This is a genomic window from Streptomyces qaidamensis (assembly GCF_001611795.1).
Taxonomy (GTDB): Bacteria; Actinomycetota; Actinomycetes; order Streptomycetales; family Streptomycetaceae; genus Streptomyces; species Streptomyces qaidamensis.
Genome location: NZ_CP015098.1, coordinates 5394509 through 5409429, shown reverse-complemented (window position 1 = coordinate 5409429; position 14921 = coordinate 5394509). Strand labels below are relative to the sequence as shown.

At 70.6% G+C, this 14921-nt stretch carries 16 protein-coding genes, 3 tRNA genes and 1 pseudogene; 5 read left to right on the top strand and 15 right to left on the bottom strand.

All coding sequences use genetic code 11. From position 1 onward, the window contains the following. Nucleotides 1–6 precede the first annotated feature (6 nt). From A4E84_RS24080 to A4E84_RS24045, 8 genes are all read right to left on the bottom strand, one after another. A complete protein-coding gene (locus tag A4E84_RS24080; protein WP_062928567.1) occupies nucleotides 7–387 on the bottom strand; it encodes a DUF3291 domain-containing protein in 381 nt (126 codons plus the stop codon). A gap of 31 nt (nucleotides 388–418) precedes the next feature. Then, nucleotides 419–1855 (bottom strand): MFS transporter, encoded by a 1437-nt coding sequence (locus A4E84_RS24075; protein WP_062928566.1) that lies wholly within the window; start codon nucleotides 1853–1855, stop codon nucleotides 419–421. 92 nt (nucleotides 1856–1947) lie between these two features. Further along, on the bottom strand, nucleotides 1948–2517 hold the full coding sequence (locus A4E84_RS24070; RefSeq protein WP_174569457.1) for a TetR/AcrR family transcriptional regulator: 570 nt from the start codon (nucleotides 2515–2517) through the stop codon (nucleotides 1948–1950). A gap of 112 nt (nucleotides 2518–2629) precedes the next feature. Beyond that, on the bottom strand, nucleotides 2630–3058 hold the full coding sequence (locus tag A4E84_RS24065; protein ID WP_062931583.1) for a MaoC family dehydratase: 429 nt from the start codon (nucleotides 3056–3058) through the stop codon (nucleotides 2630–2632). Between the two features lie 8 nt (nucleotides 3059–3066). Beyond that, nucleotides 3067–3519 carry a MaoC family dehydratase N-terminal domain-containing protein gene (locus A4E84_RS24060; protein WP_062928565.1) on the bottom strand — a complete coding sequence of 151 codons (453 nt, stop codon included), beginning with the start codon at nucleotides 3517–3519 and terminating at the stop codon, nucleotides 3067–3069. A 101-nt stretch (nucleotides 3520–3620) separates the two neighbouring features. After that, entirely contained in the window at nucleotides 3621–3785 is a 165-nt protein-coding gene (gene rpmG / locus A4E84_RS24055) for a 50S ribosomal protein L33 (protein WP_003948671.1), read from the bottom strand. Between the two features lie 88 nt (nucleotides 3786–3873). Further along, nucleotides 3874–3946: transfer RNA gene (locus A4E84_RS24050), tRNA-Met, on the bottom strand. Between the two features lie 47 nt (nucleotides 3947–3993). Continuing rightward, nucleotides 3994–4066, bottom strand: a tRNA-Thr gene (locus A4E84_RS24045). Nucleotides 4067–4302: 236 nt separating this feature from the next. On the opposite strand from A4E84_RS24045, the gene A4E84_RS24040 reads away from it, so the two are divergent. Both A4E84_RS24040 and A4E84_RS24035 read left to right on the top strand, forming a co-directional pair. Next, nucleotides 4303–5562, top strand: coding sequence for an amidohydrolase family protein (locus tag A4E84_RS24040; protein WP_062928564.1), 1260 nt, complete (start codon nucleotides 4303–4305; stop codon nucleotides 5560–5562). Nucleotides 5563–5763: 201 nt separating this feature from the next. Further along, entirely contained in the window at nucleotides 5764–6420 is a 657-nt protein-coding gene (locus A4E84_RS24035; protein ID WP_062931582.1) for an NAD(P)H-binding protein, read from the top strand. 28 nt (nucleotides 6421–6448) lie between these two features. Here the strand turns inward: A4E84_RS24035 and A4E84_RS24030 are convergent, their stop codons facing one another. Then, nucleotides 6449–6661, bottom strand: coding sequence for a hypothetical protein (locus A4E84_RS24030; protein ID WP_030839769.1), 213 nt, complete (start codon nucleotides 6659–6661; stop codon nucleotides 6449–6451). 47 nt (nucleotides 6662–6708) lie between these two features. On the opposite strand from A4E84_RS24030, the pseudogene A4E84_RS44705 reads away from it, so the two are divergent. Beyond that, nucleotides 6709–6864 (top strand): annotated as a pseudogene (locus A4E84_RS44705) (MFS transporter); the annotation flags it as partial. A gap of 246 nt (nucleotides 6865–7110) precedes the next feature. On the opposite strand, the gene A4E84_RS24025 reads toward A4E84_RS44705, so the two are convergent. Further along, a tRNA-Tyr gene (locus A4E84_RS24025) sits at nucleotides 7111–7192 on the bottom strand. Nucleotides 7193–7412: 220 nt separating this feature from the next. Between A4E84_RS24025 and A4E84_RS24020 the strand changes: the two genes are divergently transcribed. After that, nucleotides 7413–7901, top strand: a complete 489-nt coding sequence (locus A4E84_RS24020; RefSeq protein ID WP_033309004.1) for a YajQ family cyclic di-GMP-binding protein — start codon at nucleotides 7413–7415, stop codon at nucleotides 7899–7901. 226 nt (nucleotides 7902–8127) lie between these two features. On the opposite strand, the gene A4E84_RS24015 is transcribed toward A4E84_RS24020, so the two are convergent. Next, on the bottom strand, nucleotides 8128–8394 hold the full coding sequence (locus A4E84_RS24015; protein WP_062928563.1) for a GlsB/YeaQ/YmgE family stress response membrane protein: 267 nt from the start codon (nucleotides 8392–8394) through the stop codon (nucleotides 8128–8130). A gap of 193 nt (nucleotides 8395–8587) precedes the next feature. Between A4E84_RS24015 and A4E84_RS24010 the strand changes: the two genes are divergently transcribed. After that, nucleotides 8588–9844, top strand: coding sequence for an APC family permease (locus A4E84_RS24010; protein ID WP_062928562.1), 1257 nt, complete (start codon nucleotides 8588–8590; stop codon nucleotides 9842–9844). 390 nt (nucleotides 9845–10234) lie between these two features. Here A4E84_RS24010 and A4E84_RS24005 read toward each other — a convergent pair whose 3' ends face one another. From A4E84_RS24005 to A4E84_RS23990, 4 genes are all read right to left on the bottom strand, one after another. Next, nucleotides 10235–10627, bottom strand: coding sequence for a YccF domain-containing protein (locus A4E84_RS24005; protein WP_062928561.1), 393 nt, complete (start codon nucleotides 10625–10627; stop codon nucleotides 10235–10237). Beyond that, entirely contained in the window at nucleotides 10624–11487 is an 864-nt protein-coding gene (htpX, locus tag A4E84_RS24000; RefSeq protein WP_031141231.1) for a zinc metalloprotease HtpX, read from the bottom strand. The genes A4E84_RS24005 and htpX overlap by 4 nt, the downstream gene beginning before the upstream one ends. Before the next feature lie 335 nt (nucleotides 11488–11822). Continuing rightward, nucleotides 11823–13346 (bottom strand): NADH-quinone oxidoreductase subunit N, encoded by a 1524-nt coding sequence (locus A4E84_RS23995; RefSeq protein WP_062928560.1) that lies wholly within the window; start codon nucleotides 13344–13346, stop codon nucleotides 11823–11825. Then, entirely contained in the window at nucleotides 13343–14917 is a 1575-nt protein-coding gene (locus A4E84_RS23990) for a complex I subunit 4 family protein (RefSeq protein ID WP_062928559.1), read from the bottom strand. Before A4E84_RS23990 ends, A4E84_RS23995 begins: the two co-directional genes overlap by 4 nt. Between the last annotated feature and the right edge of the window lie 4 nt (nucleotides 14918–14921).

Sequence of the window (14921 nt, the reverse complement as noted above, 5' to 3'; positions counted from 1 at the left end):
TGGCTCTCAGGGCAGGCGGCGGAGCGCCTCGGACCAGGAGAGCGGGAGGTCGTCGCTGCTCACCTGCCAGGTGGTGAAGGCCGAGTCCTTCATCTGCGGGGCGAGGCCCCGGGAGGAGGGACCGTGGGCCCCCGCGCGGACGAAGGCGTGCAGCGCGTCCTTGGACTCCCAGGCCGACAAGGTCCAGAAGGTCCGTTTGAAGGGCTTCGCCTTCAGGGTGGCTCCGTAGGCGCCGGGGCTCCGGCGGACCTGCCGCCAGACGGCGGGCGTTCCGGCGAGGAACCTCAGGGCTCCCCACAGCGTGCGGGTCTCGAAGCGGGAGGCGAAGACGTACACCTCGGTGTCGCGGGGCGGGGGGTTCGGGACGGTCCAGGGAAGAGTGGGCATGGCCGCTTCTCCTTGTTCGGGTCCTTCGGGGTCAGTGGGCGGCCGTCTCCAGTACCGGTGCCGGTTCGGCCGACTGCGCCTGCCGTTCCGTGCGCCGCCGGGTCGGTATGAGCAGGGCGGCGATGCCCGCGACGGCGACCACCGCGGAGCCCGTCACCAGGGCCGGCCGCATACCGTCGACGAAGGTCTGGCCGGTCTCGTAGCCGCCCTGGGCCGCGAAGATCGACCCCATGACGGCGATGCCGAGCGCACCGCCCACCTCGCGCAGGGCGTTGTTGGCACCGGAGGCGATGCCCTGCTCCGACGGCCGCACGCTGGACATGACCAGGTGCGAGGCGGGGGCGAAGAACAGCGCCATGCCGACACCGCTGACGATCAGGGCGGGCAGCTGGGACACGTAGGAGGCGTCGGTCGTGGCCACCACCGCCATGTAGCCGAGGCCCAGCGCCTGCAGGAAGAGGCCCGCGGCGACGACCGGGCGGCCGCCGATGCGGTCGGCCAGGATGCCGGCGATCGGGGCGACCAGCATCGGCATGCCGGTCCAGGGCAGCATCCTCAGGCCCGCCTCGGTGGGCGAGTAGCCGAGGACGCCCTGCATGTACTGGCTGAGCAGGAAGATCGAGCCGAACATGCCGAGGAACATCAGCAGGCTCGCCGCGTTGATGCCGGAGAACGCCCGGGAGCGGAACAGCCGCATCGGCAGCATGGGGTTCTTGGCGCGTGTGCTGTAGAGGATGAAGCCGACGAGCAGCGCTCCGCCCGCGAACAGTCCGGTCAGGACGAGGGAGGAGGTCCAGCCGTCGGCGGGGCCGCGCACCAGTCCGTAGACGACGCCGAACAGGCCGCCGCTGGCGAGCAGGGTGCCGGGGACGTCGAGCGGCGCTCCGGTGCCGTGGGACTCGGCGAGGCGGAGGCGGGCGAGCGGCAGCAGGGCCAGCCCCAGCGGGACGTTCAGCCAGAAGATCCACTGCCAGGAGATGTGCTCGGTGAGGGTGCCGCCGACGAGCGGTCCGGAGGCGACGGCGAGCCCGTTGACGGCGCCCCAGATGCCGTACGCCATCCCCCGCTTGGCGACGGGCACGGCGGCGGTCAGCAGGGTCAGCGTCAGCGGCATCATCACCGCGGCGCCGGCGCCCTGGACCGCGCGGGCGGCGATGAGGGAGTCGATGCCGGGCGCCATGGCCGCGGCGGCGGAGGCTCCGGTGAAGACGGTGAGCCCGGCGATGAACAGCCGGCGGCGGCCGAAACGGTCACCGAGGGCCGCGCCGAACATCAGCAGGACGGCGAAGGTGAGCGTGTAGGCACTCACCGTCCATTCCAGGTCGTGCAGCCCCCCGCCGAGGTCCTCTCGGATGGAGGGCAGGGCGGTGGTGACGACGAGGTTGTCCAGGGCCGCCATGAATCCGGCGACGCTGGTGATGACGAGGGCCCAGGCGGCTCCCCCGCGACGTGCGGTCTGCTGTGACATCGCTCCCCCATGGAGTGTGTACCGTGATCGATTAGTTATTGATTACTAACTTTCGCGGTCATGAGAATGCGCGGCATCCTCACCCTTCCCTGTCAGTCCTCCGACCCGGCCTTGCGGCGCGCCGAGGGGTACATGCCCTCCCAGACGCGGTGCTCGGGCGGGAACTGCATGGCCGTCAGGCAGTTGATGAGCATTCCGTACGCCATGAACATCGTCGTCTCAGCGGCGTCGGCGCCCAGCGGGAGGTGGACGGTGTCCCACAGACGCATCCACCCGGCGCGCACGGACTCGCCGAACTCGTGGTCGCCCTCCTCATCGGCGGCCCTCACGGCGACGTACATCTGCATCTGCATCATGAGCCGCTCGGGGCGCTCCTCGATGACCTTGGTGTACGCGTTCCCCATCGCATGCAGGGCCTCTTCACCTTCAAGCCCCTCAGAGGCCTCCGCGAAGGTGCGGATGGTGTCCTCCACGCACCGCTCCGCCGCCGCCAGGAAGATCGCCCTCTTCCCCGGGAAGAGCCGGAAGAGGTACGGCTGCGAGACGCCGACCCGGCGGGCGATCGCCTCGGTCGAGGTGCCGTGGTACCCACCTCGGGCGAACTCGGTCGTAGCCGCCCGGATGACGCTCTCGCGCCGCTCTTCTGCACTCATCCTGGCCATGCATTCGAAGTTAGTGCTCAATCACTAACCATGTCAAGCGATGGCTTGCAGACGCTATGCGTAAGGGGCGCCCCGCAATGGAGAGCGCCCCTTACCTCGTGTCGCGGCCGCCTCAGGCCAGTCGCACAACCGCCCGGGACATGCCCAGCACCTTCTGCCCGGCGCTGGTCGCGGTCAGGTCCACGCGGACCGTGTTGTCGTCGAGCTTGGCGGCGACCTTGCCTGCGACCTCGATCACGGCGCCCTGGTCGTCGTTCGGGACGACGACCGGCTTGGTGAAGCGGACGCCGTACTCGACGACCGCGCCCGGGTCGCCGGTCCAGTCGGTGACCACCCGGATCGCCTCGGCCATGGTGAACATGCCGTGCGCGATGACGTCCGGCAGGCCGACCTCCTTGGCGAACTTCTCGTTCCAGTGGATCGGGTTGAAGTCGCCGGAGGCGCCCGCGTAGCGGACGAGGGTCGCGCGGGTCACGGGAAAGGTCTGGGCGGGCAGTTCGGTGCCGACCTCGACGTCGGAGTAGGAGATCTTCGCGGTCATGGTGTCGCTCACGCCTCCTCGGCCGCGCGGGCCACGAGCTTGGTCCAGGCGGTCACGACGTGCTCGCCGGCCTCGTCGTGCACCTCACCGCGGATGTCCACGATGTCGTTGCCCGCGAGGGACTTGACGGCCTCGATGGTCGAGGTGACCGTGAGCCGGTCGCCGGCCCGGACCGGACGGCGGTAGGCGAACTTCTGGTCGCCGTGCACCACACGGCTGTAGTCCAGACCGAGCTGCGGGTCCTGGACCACCTGACCGGCGGCCTTGAAGGTGATCGCGAAGACGAAGGTCGGCGGGGCGATCACGTCGGGGTGCCCGAGTGCCTTGGCGGCCTCCGTGTCCGTGTACGCCGGGTTGGCGTCGCCGACCGCCTCGGCGAACTCACGGATCTTCTCCCGGCCCACCTCGTAAGGCGCGGTGGGCGGGTACGTCCGCCCCACGAAGGACTGGTCGAGCGCCATGGCTCGGCACCTCCTGGTAGCTCTACTGACCGGTACGGGTCCCTCAACGACGCGAGGCCGCCCCCGATCACTCGGGAACGGCCTCGTGTACGAGCCTGTTTTTATCGCGTTTCGCGGTGCGCGGTGTGCGCATTGCAACGCGGGCAGTGCTTCTTCATCTCAAGGCGATCCGGGTTGTTACGCCGGTTCTTCTTGGTGATGTAGTTCCGCTCCTTGCACTCCACGCAGGCCAGCGTGATCTTCGGGCGGACGTCGGTGGCAGCCACGTGAGTGCTCCTAAGACGAACGGATGGACTGTTTAACGCAAGAAGAGTAGCCGATCGAAGGACCGACCCCGCAATCGGCTACTTAGAGTAGCGGTGACCGGACTTGAACCGGTGACACAGCGATTATGAGCCGCTTGCTCTACCGACTGAGCTACACCGCTTTGATGTGATCCGGACCCCGTCTTGCGACGGGAGCCAGTCACACCAGAGCCCCAAAACGGAATCGAACCGTTGACCTTCTCCTTACCATGGAGACGCTCTGCCGACTGAGCTATTGGGGCGAGCGATGAAGACATTACACGCTCCGCCGCCGTTCACCCAAATCCGTTTCGAGGCCTCCGCTCCTGGCGCCCGGAGCGTCCTCCCGGCGGCCTCGTGGACCCCTCCCGTTCCGTGAGCGGACCACGCCGGTACGACTATTGCGCTCCTCCCCGCCGCGGGCGGGGTGCCGTCCTAGGCTCGTCTCACTCTGCGTGATCATGCGTCCTCCCGTGCCAGCCCGAGCCCCTGGAGTGCGATGCCCGACAGCCGGCCGCAGCCACCCCCGCCCCCGTCGTCCTCGCCGGGTCCGACCGACCCGTCGTCGCTGCTGCTGTGCGGAGCGCGGCTCACCGACGGCCGGACCGTGGACGTACGGCTGGGCGGCGGGCGCATCGAGGCGGTCGGCACGGCCGGCAGCCTGGGGGCGGGCGGCGCTCGCGCGTGCGGGGCACGCGTGGACCTCAGTGGCTATCTGCTGCTGCCGGCGCCCGCCGAGCCGCACGCCCACGCCGACACGGCCCTGTCTGCGGACGCCGCGGGACCGGTCTCCTACGAGCCGCAGGACGTGCAGCGCCGGGCGACGGAGGCCGCACTGCTCCAGCTCGGGCACGGGGCGACGGCGCTGCGGGCGCACGTGCGCGTGGGGGACGTTCAGGGCCTCGGCGCGCTGGCGGCCGTGCTGCAGGCGCGGCGCGCCCTGCGCGGGCTGGCGGAGCTGACGACCGTGGCGATGCCCCGGGTGCTGACCGGGGTGGCCGGCGCGGACGGGCTCGCGATGCTGCGGGACGCGGTGAAGATGGGCGCCTCGGTGGTGGGCGGCCGGCCGGACCTCGACCCCGACCCGACCGGGTACGTGGAGGCGGTCCTGGAGATGGCCTCCGAGCACGGCTGCCCCGTCGACCTGCACACGGACGCCGGGGACCCGGCCCGGCTGGCCCGGCTCGCGGCCATGGCGGGCGGGCTGCGCCCCGGGGTGTCCCTCAGCCCCTGCGGCGATCTCGGCCGGCTGCCCTCCGAGGTGGCCTCGCGGACGGCCGACCAACTCGCGTCGGCCGGGGTGGCGGTGGTGTGCCTGCCCCAGGGCGGCTGCGGCGGTGTGGACCGGCGCGGGGCGGCCCCCGTCCGGCTGTTGCGCGCGGCCGGGGTGCGGGTGGCCGCCGGGAGCGGGGCGCTGCGGGACGTGTCCAACCCGGTGGGGCGCGGCGACCCACTGGAGGCGGCCTTCCTGCTGGCCTCGCGTTACGGGCTGGCGCCCGAGGAGGCGTACGACGCGGTGAGTTCGTCGGCGCGGGCGGTGCTGGGGCTGCCCGAGGTGCGGGTGGAGGCCGGTTTCCCGGCCGAGTTGCTCGCGGTGCGCGGGGACCGGCTCGCAGGGGTGCTGTCCCTGGCGTACAGCCGGATCGTCGTGCACCAGGGGCGCGTGGTGGCGCGGACCAGCGCGGTGCGGGAGTACTGCAGTTCGACGGCCTCGGTGGAGCTGGGGCTGCCGCGGCAGGGGCGGGGGGAGGTGCCGTAGGGACTGCGGGTTGCCAGTGGGGGTGCCGGAGGGACTGCGGCAAGAGTGCCGGAGGGACTGCGGCAGGGGGTCCGAAGGAACTGCGGCAGGGAGTGCGTGCGGCAGGGGGTCCGGAGGGACTGCGGCAGGGGGCCGCCGGGCCCGGCCGGTGTGGCCCAGGCCGTGCGGCGGACGGTGCTGTCGAGGCGTACGGTCGAATGCATGCGCATTGTCATCGCTGGTGGTCATGGTCAGATCGCGTTGCGGCTGGAGCGGCTGCTCGCCGCGCGCGGGGACGAGGTAGCGGGAATCATCCGGAAGGCCGAGCAGGCGGACGATCTGCGGCAGGCCGGTGCCGAACCGGTCGTGCTCGACCTGGAGTCGGCGACCGTGGACGAGGTCGCGGAGCGGCTGAGGGGCGCCGACGCGGCGGTCTTCGCGGCGGGCGCGGGCCCGGGCAGCGGGGCGACCCGCAAGGACACGGTGGACAAGGCCGCGGCGGTCCTCTTCGCGGACGCGGCGGTGCAGGCGGGCGTACGGCGCTTCGTGGTCGTGTCGTCCATGGGCGCCGATCCGCGCCACCAGGGCGACGAGATCTTCGACGTCTACCTGCGCGCCAAGGGCGAGGCGGATGCGTACGTGCGCGGGCTGGACGCCCTGGACTGGACGATCCTGCGCCCCGGACAGCTCACCGACGACGCCGGAACCGGTCTCGTACGCCTGGAGGCCCGCACCGGCCGCGGCCCGATCCCGCGCGACGACGTGGCCGCCGTACTGGCGGAGCTGGTGGACACCTCGGCGACGGCCGGGCTCACTCTGGAACTCATCAGCGGGTCCGCGCCGGTCTCGGTGGCGGTGAAGTCGGTGGCGGGAAACTGAGGTTCGCCGCCGGCCGCGCGGTCGGGGCCTAGAACAGGGGCAGTTGGCCGGGGAAGTCCGGGACCGTGTAGCCGTCCAGGGACGGTTGCTCGGGGCCCGGGCGGGCCTGGCGGCGGGAGCCCGGGCACGAGGTGAGTTCGCCGTGCTCACGGGCGCCGGGCGGGTCGTGGCGCGCGTAGCGTCCGGCGACGACGGCGATCTCGCGACGGCACTCGGGGCAGACTCTGCGACGAGAGGACATGGGCCCAGTGTGCCGCGGTCGTCGCGTGCACATCGATCTTGATTCGATTGCTTAAGTCACTCTCCAAAGGCGGCGACTTGGGTTGGAGCAGCGGCACCGCCCTCGGCCTGTTCGCGGTGTCCGTCGTCGTGCTGCTGGTGTGGGGCTGGTGGGAGCTGCGGGTCAGCGAGCCACTGGTCGACCTGCGGACCACAGCCCGCCGTCCCACCCGCGGGCGAGCTGCTGTCGGCGTGTATGCGCGGGGGGGGGGCTCGTGGGTGGAGGCCAGTGCGTGCCACCCCACGGCCGCGCGGCGGAGTGATCATGCTCACCCCCTGGGGGCGCCCGGCGGAGACGCCAGGAGGACGCCAGGGGGGACGCCAGGAGGACGCCAGGGGGACATGCGCTGAGACAACGAAAAACCCCCTCTCATCTACGTCTCCGTAGATGAGAGGGGGTCTTCCCCAGTGTGGCGGCGCCAGGATTCGAACCTGGGAAGGCTGAGCCGGCAGATTTACAGTCTGCTCCCTTTGGCCGCTCGGGCACACCGCCGGGGTCGCTGCCTGGCGAGCCGCTCTTCCGCGGCGCTCCGTGGCAACGACGTAAACAATACCTGATGTGGAGGGGTGCTCCGCCACCCGATTGATCCGCGCCCGGAGGGCCGGGGGTGGCTAGGCTTGTCCGGATGCGGCCCGGGACCTGAACGGGCCCTGCGACCGCCCGCATACGCCGGTACGCACGATACGCACCCCGATACAAGGAGCCACAGGACATGGCCGACTCCAGTTTCGACATCGTCTCGAAGGTCGAGCGGCAGGAGGTCGACAACGCACTCAACCAGGCCGCCAAGGAGATCTCGCAGCGCTACGACTTCAAGGGCGTGGGTGCCTCGATCTCGTGGTCCGGTGAGCAGATCCTCATGGAGGCGAACTCCGAGGACCGGGTGAAGGCCATCCTCGACGTCTTCCAGTCCAAGCTGATCAAGCGGGGCATCTCGCTGAAGGCTCTGGACGCGGGCGAGCCCCAGCTCTCCGGCAAGGAGTACAAGATCTTCTCTTCGATCAAGGAGGGGATCTCCCAGGAGAACGCCAAGAAGGTGGCGAAGACCATCCGCGACGAGGGCCCCAAGGGCGTGAAGGCGCAGGTGCAGGGCGAGGAGCTGCGGGTCAGCTCCAAGAGCCGTGACGATCTGCAGGCCGTCATCACCCTGCTGAAGGGCAAGGACTTCGACTTCGCGATGCAGTTCGTGAACTACCGGTAGGTCCGGTCCCCGGGCTCCCGCCCGCACGGGTACGAGGAGGGGTGGGTACTACCGGTGCCCACCCTTCTCTCCCGTCTACCGCCATCGATCTCGCCCGCTGCGGCCATCATCGGCTCGGCTGCTGCCAACTGCCAGCGGCCGCCCGCATGCCTCCCGCAGGCCGCGCGCCTGCCGCCATCGTCTCGGCTGCCGACTGTCGGCCGTCGGCTGCCATGGGTGGCCGCGGTCAGTCGCGCGAGTTGCCGAACAGCAGGCGGTAGGCGATCAGCAGGACCAGCGATCCGCCGATCGCCGCTGCCCAGGTCGCACCGTCGTAGAAGCCCTTGGTGATCGGGTGGTCCATCCAGCGGGCCGATATCCAGCCGCCGATGAACGCGCCCGCGATGCCGATCAGAGTCGTGCCGATGAGGCCGCCCGGGTCACGCCCCGGCAGCAGGAACTTCGCGATCGCTCCGGCCAACAGTCCCAGGATGATCCAGCTGATGAAGGTCATGCCGTGAACCTGCCCTTTCACGCTGTGCACGCACTGTCCCGGCCTTGTGATCCTGCTCCCGGCAGGCCCGGCCCGTGCGTCCTACGTCGGGCGTCCCGCGCATGGCCTCCTCGCCACGCACGTTCACGCCGTGTTGGTGGGGAGGACGTCCCGGCCGCACCCGCTGGTTGCGCTGATCAATAGGGTGCGACGCATGACAGCTTCCGCTCCCGGACTGCGCCGCACCCTCGGCTTGGGTGACGCCGTCGTCATCGGACTCGGCTCGATGGTGGGGGCGGGGATCTTCGCCGCCCTCGCGCCGGCCGCGCACGCGGCCGGAACCGGGCTACTCATCGGGCTCGCCGTCGCCGCTGTGGTCGCGTACTGCAACGCCATGTCGTCGGCTCGCCTCGCCGCCCTGTATCCGGCCTCGGGCGGCACGTACGTGTACGGGCGGGAGCGGCTCGGGGAGTTCTGGGGGTATCTCGCGGGCTGGTCGTTCGTAGTGGGTAAGACGGCCTCCTGTGCGGCGATGGCGCTCACCGTGGGCACGTACGTCTGGCCCGGGCAGGCGCACGCGGTGGCGGTCGGGGCCGTGGTGGCGCTGACCGCGGTGAACTACGGCGGTGTCCAGAAGTCCGCGTGGGTGACGCGGGTGATCGTGGCGCTGGTCCTGGCTGTCCTCGCTTCCGTGGTGGTCGTGTGTCTGGTCTCCGGTGAGGCCGATGCCGGGCGGCTGGACATCGGGGCCTCGGGCGGCACGGACGGTGTGCTGCAGGCGGCCGGTCTGCTGTTCTTCGCCTTCGCCGGGTACGCCCGGATCGCCACCCTCGGCGAGGAGGTGCGGGATCCGGCGCGCACCATTCCACGCGCGATCCCGCTGGCGCTGGGCATCGCGCTGGTGGTGTACGCGTGTGTGGCTGTGGCTGTCCTTTCGGTGCTCGGGCCGGGCGGTCTCGGGGACGCGACGGCGCCGCTGACCGACGCGGTGCGGGCGGCCGGAGCGACCTGGCTCGTGCCGGTGGTACGGATCGGTGCGGCGGTGGCCGCGATGGGCTCGCTGCTGGCGCTGATCCTGGGGGTGTCACGGACGACGCTGGCCATGGCACGGGACCGGCATCTGCCGGGGGTGCTGGCCACCGTGCATCCGCGGTTCCAGGTGCCGCACCGGGCGGAGCTGGCCGTGGGTGCGGTGGTCGCGGTTCTGGCCGCCACGGTGGATGTCCGGGGCGCGATCGGGTTCTCCTCCTTCGGTGTGCTGGCGTACTACGCCGTGGCCAACGCATCGGCCTGGACGCTGTCTTCGGCGCCGGCGGCGCGGGTGGTGCCGGTGGTGGGGCTGGCCGGGTGTGTGGTGCTGGCGTTCTCGCTGCCCGGGGTGTCGGTGGTCGTGGGCGCGGGGGTGCTGGTGGTCGGGGCGGTTGCGTACGCGGTGCGGCGGCGGGTGGAGGCCGGGGCGGCGAGGAAGTAGGGCAGGGCTTCCTGGTCACCGCCGTTCACGCCCTCAACGCCGTCCAAGCCCCTTGCGCCCTCGACGCCGTCCAAGCCCGTGGAGCCCACCACGCGTTCAAGTCCATGCGGCCCACCACGCCGTCCGTCAGAACCTTGGCCTGCGGGAGCCTCTCGGCTCAGGTCTGTCGGGGCCCCTCGGCTCAGGTCTTTCGTCGCTCCTCCCGGGCGCGGCAGGCTCGGGGTGCGACGGTCCGGCCCCCAAGCGGGAGTTGCAGAGCTCGGACATCACTCGGGTCGGCAACTGCTCGATCGCTGTCATGGGTTCATCATGCAGGCCGCCGCTGACGGCCGGGCGGGCCTGTGGATAACCACTGGCCTGTGGACATCGGGGGAAGAGAGGCTCCCTGCGTCAGCGCACCGCGAACGGCTCGTTCGTCCGCACGATGTCGCGGCCGAGCGGGAGCAACGAGACCGGGATGAGCTTGAAATTGGCGATGCCGAGCGGGATGCCGATGATCGTCACGCACAGGGCGATGCCGGTGGCGATGTGGCCGAGGGTGAGCCACCAGCCCGCGAGGACGAGCCAGAGCACGTTGCCCACGCAGGACGGTGCGCCCGCGTCATGGCGCTCGACCGTCGTGTACCCGAAGGGCCACAGGGCGTAGACGCCGATGCGGAAGGCCGCTATGCCGAACGGGATGCCGATGATGGTGATGCAGAGGAGGACGCCCGCGAGCATGTAGGCGAGGAACAGCCAGAAGCCACTCAGGACGAGCCATATGACGTTGAGTACGGTCCTCATTGGTTCCCACCTGCCATCTTCTCGAGCCGGGCGATGCGTTCCGCCATCGGCGGGTGTGTGGAGAACATCTTCGAGAGGCCCTGGCCGGGCCGGAACGGGTTCGCGATCATCATGTGGCTGGCGGTCTCGATGCGCGGCTCGGGCGGCAGCGGGAGCTGCTTCGTGCCGAGTTCGAGCTTACGCAGGGCACTGGCCAGGGCGAGCGGGTCGCCGGTGAGCTGGGCGCCGGAGGCATCCGCCTGGTACTCCCGGGAGCGGCTGACGGCCAGTTGGATGAGCGAGGCGGCGAGCGGGCCCAGAAGCATGATCAGGAGCATGCCGAGCAGCCCGGGGCCGTCATCGTCGTCCGAGCGCCCGATGGGGATCAGCCAGGCGAAGTTGACCAGGAACATGATGACGGAGGCGAGGGCGCCCGCGACCGACGAGATGAGGATGTCGCGGTTGTAGACGTGGCTCAGCTCGTGTCCGATGACGCCGCGCAGCTCGCGTTCGTCCAGCAGTCGGAGGATGCCGTCGGTGCAGCACACGGCGGCGTTGCGTGGGTTGCGGCCCGTGGCGAAGGCGTTGGGTGCCTCCGTCGGGGAGATGTACAGGCGCGGCATGGGCTGGCGGGCCTGGGTGGAGAGCTCGCGGACCATGCGGTAGAGCGCCGGCGCCTCGAACTCGCTCACCGGGCGGGCGCGCATCGCGCGCAGTGCCAGTTTGTCGCTGTTCCAGTACGCGTACGCGTTGGTGGCCAGCGCTACCAGGACGGCGATGACGAGCCCCATGCGGCCGAAGAAGCTGCCGATGACGATGATGAGTGCGGACAGTCCACCCAGGAGGATCGCTGTCCTGAGCCCGTTGTGCCGGCGGTGCACGGTGCGCCCTCCAAGTGGTGCGGCAGGGGGACCCTTGCTTGCTGAATCTGCGGTGCCCACTGGTGCCGCGTCCTCACGTCCAGTGGACCTTCCCGTACTGGTCAACGCCAGGCGGGAGGCTCAAGTTCCCTGGTGCGCGCGGCGGCGGGTGTGGACCGTCCGGGTGACGGCAACGACCGCGGCACGCACGCGTGGGAGCGAGTGCACCACGCGCGTGCGGTGTGAGCGGCCGGTCTTCCGGGAAGCCGGTCCGTTCAGAAGAACCCGGTGCCGGTGAAGCGTCAGAAGAACCCGGTGCCGGTGAAGCGTCAGAAGAGCCCGGTGCCGGTGAAGCGTCAGAAGAGCCCGGTGTCGGTGAAGCGCAGGACCAGCTGGGGTGCGCCGGACAGGGCGATGCCGAGGACGCCGGTCAGGGCGATCGCGGCGGTGACCGGGCCGGGGACGCGGTGCTTGTCGGGCTCACCCTCGGGGGCACGGAAGAGCAGAGTCGTCCACTGGAGGTAGTAGAACAGCGCGATGACGACGTTGACGGCCATGATCACGGCCAGCCAGCCGAGGCCGGCGTCGACCGCCGCCGAGAAGACGGTGACCTTCGCGAAGAGGCCGATGATCCCCGGCGGCAGCCCGGCGAGGCAGAGCAGGAAGAACGCCAGGAGCAGCGCGGACAGGGGACTGGAGGCGTACAGGCCGCGGTAGTCGGCGACGCGGTTGAGGGACTTCGTCCGGCCGACGAGGGCGGCCACGGCGAAGGCGCCGAGGTTCACGGCGCCGTACATCAGGGCGTAGGCGACGGTGGAGCCGATCGACTTCTCCGCGTCCCCGGAGTACGCGGCGGCGGCGATCGGCACCAGGAGGTAGCCGGCCTGGCCGACGGAGGACCAGGCGAGCAGGCGGACCGCGCTGTACGCGCGCGTGGCCTGCTGGCGGAGGGCTCCGACGTTGCCCACGGTCATGGTCAGCGCGGCGAGGGCTGCCAGGGCGGGGCCCCAGACGTCGGCGTAGGACGGGAGGGCCACGACCGTGACCAGGATCAGGCCGCTGAAGCCCACCGCCTTGCCGATGACCGACAGGTAGGCCGCGATCGGCAGGGGCGCTCCCACGTAGGTGTCGGGCACCCAGAAGTGGAAGGGCACGGCGGCCGTCTTGAAGGCGAAGCCGACGAGGGTGAGCACGACGCCGGTCTGGGCGAGCGTGTGGAACTGCCCGTCGACGTTCTGGACACGGTTGGCGACCTGGGTCAGGTAAAGCGTGCCCGTGGTGGCGTACACGAAGCTGATGCCCATGAGGCTGACCGCGGTCGCGGTGACCGAGGAGAGGAAGAACTTCAGGGCCGCTTCGGAGGACTTCCGGTCGCCGTACCGCAGGCCGACCAGCGCGAAGGCGGGCAGGGAGGCGACCTCCAGGGCGACGATCAGGGTCGCGAGGTCGCGGGAGGCGGGCAGGAGGGCGGCTCCGGCCGCGGAGGACAGCAGCAGGAACCAGTACTCGCCTTCGGGCAGCTCCTTGCGGGCGTCCTTCAGGGCGGTGACCGAGAGGAGGGCGGAGAGCAGGGCGCCGCCGAGGACGAGGAACTGGATGACGAGGGTGAAGCGGTCTGCCGTGTAGCTGCACACGGCGGCGTCGCCGGTCAGGCAGAAGGTGCTGCGGTCGCCGTCCAGCAGGGGCAGCAGCATTGCCGTCGCGGCGGCCAGGCCTGCCACCGACGTCCAGCCGAGCAGGGTCTTGCGGTGCTCGGCGAGGAACAGGTCCGCGACCAGGACGACGAGTCCGGCGACCGCGGCGATGGTGGGCGGCGCGATCGCGAGCCAGTCGACGGACTGGACCAGCGAGGCGGCCAGGGGCTGGGCCGGGGAGCTCATCGGGTGCCTCCTGCGAGGAGCTGCTGGACGGCCGGGTCGCTCAGGCCCAGGAGAGCCTTGGGCCACAGGCCCGCGACGACGGTGAGGACGACGAGCGGTGTCCACGCCGCGAACTCGTACGAGCGGACGTCTGTGAGCCTGGGAGCGTCGTGGGGCACGGCGCCCATGCAGACGCGGCGGACCACGATCAGCAGGTACGCGGCCGTCAGCAGCGTGCCGAACGCGCCGATCGCCATGAAGGTGAGGAAGGCCGCGCGGTTGAGGCCCTCGGCCGGCTGGAAGGCGCCGAACAGGGCGAGCATCTCGCCCCAGAATCCGGCCAGGCCCGGCAGGCCGAGCGAGGCGACGGCGGCGAAGGCGAGCAGGCCGCCGAGGCGCGGGGCCTTGCCGTAGAGGGCGGCTCCGGTTTCCTCGGCGAGGGTGTCGAGGTCGGTGGTGCCGGTGCGGTCCTTCAGGGCGCCGACCAGGAAGAACAGCAGGCCGGTGATGAGGCCGTGCGCGATGTTGGCGAACAGGGCGCCGTTCACGCCGGTCGGGGTCATCGTCGAGATGCCGAGCAGCACGAAGCCCATGTGGCCGACGGAGGAGTAGGCGATGAGGCGCTTGAGGTCGCCCTTCGCGCCCTGTTTGGCGAGGGCCAGGCAGGCCAGGGATCCGTAGATGATGCCCACGACGGCGAGGGCGGCGAGGTAGGGCGCGAAGGTGCGGAACCCGTCCGGCGCGATGGGCAGCAGGATCCGGACGAACCCGTACGTACCCATCTTCAGCAGGACGCCGGCCAGGAGCACCGAGCCGACGGTCGGCGCGGCGGTGTGGGCGTCGGGCAGCCAGCTGTGCAACGGCCACATCGGCGTCTTCACCGCGAGCCCGATCCCGATCGCCAGAACGGCGATGACCTGCACGGATGTGGTCAGCGACCGGCCGTTGTCAGTGGCGAGTGCCATCATGTCGAACGTGCCCGCCTTGATCCCGATCAGGAGCAGGCCGAGCAGCATGACCACGGAGCCGAGCAGCGTGTAGAGGATGAACCGCCAGGCGGCCTGGCTCCGGCCCTCGCCGCCCCAGCGGGCGATGAGGAAGTACATCGGGATGAGGACCATCTCGAAGGCCAGGAAGAACAGCAGCAGGTCGAGGACGGCGAAGGTCGCGAGGGTGCCGGACTCGAGGACGAGCAGCAGGGCGACGAAGGCCTTGGGAGTCGGCCCCGCAGGCATCTTGAAGTACGAGTAGAGCGCGCAGAGGAAGGTCAGCAGCGCGGTCAGGACCAGAAGGGGGAGGGAGATGCCGTCGATGCCGAGGTGGATGCGTACGTCGAGTGCGGGGATCCAGCTGATGTCGGTGCCGGCCTGCATCTTCGACGGCTGGTCGTGGTCGAAGCCGAGCGCGAGGACGATCGCCGCGATGAGGACCGCGCCGGTCACGGTGACCCCGTGCCGGAGCACGGCCTGCTCGGGTGACTTCCCCTTCAGCCCGGGCGGGGCGGGCAGGAGAGCCGCGGCGGCGCCGAGGAGCGGGCCGGCGACGATGAACGCCAGAAGGAACTGCATCACGGACTCGCTGATATCGATCACGCCT